This is a genomic window from Pseudomonas sp. A-1 (assembly GCF_004801855.1).
GTDB lineage: Bacteria > Pseudomonadota > Gammaproteobacteria > Pseudomonadales > Pseudomonadaceae > Geopseudomonas.
In genome coordinates this window covers 1-500 of the sequence record NZ_SSTC01000251.1, presented here as the reverse complement: position 1 = coordinate 500, position 500 = coordinate 1, and the positions used below count along the sequence as shown (strand labels likewise).

1 protein-coding gene is annotated in these 500 nt (G+C 68.2%); it reads left to right on the top strand.

The window, feature by feature from the left end; genetic code table 11:
- The coding region (locus tag E5198_RS21420) for an NAD(P)(+) transhydrogenase (Re/Si-specific) subunit beta (protein ID WP_136491887.1) at positions 1-500 on the top strand (500 nt) is incomplete at both ends.

Here is a 500-nt window from a genome sequence, read left to right as displayed (position 1 = left end):
ATGCTCAACAGCTACTCGGGCTGGGCGGCGGCCGGCATCGGCTTCTCGCTGAACAACTCGATGCTGATCGTCGCCGGTTCGCTGGTCGGTTCCTCGGGCGCGATCCTCTCCTACATCATGTGCAAGGCGATGAACCGCTCGTTCTTCAACGTGATCCTCGGCGGCTTCGGCGCCGAAGCCGGCGCGGCCGTGGCCGGCAGCCAGGAGCAGCGCCCGGTGAAGAGCGGCTCGGCCGACGATGCCGCGTTCCTCTTGGGCAACGCCGACAGCGTGATCATCGTCCCCGGCTACGGCCTGGCGGTGGCCCGTGCCCAGCACGCGCTGATGGAGCTGACCGAGAAGCTGACCCACCGCGGCGTGACCGTGAAGTACGCGATCCACCCGGTGGCCGGGCGGATGCCGGGGCACATGAACGTGCTGCTGGCCGAGGCCGAGGTGCCCTACGAGCAGGTGCACGAGATGGAGGACATCAACCCCGAGTTCGGCCAGGCCGACGTGGT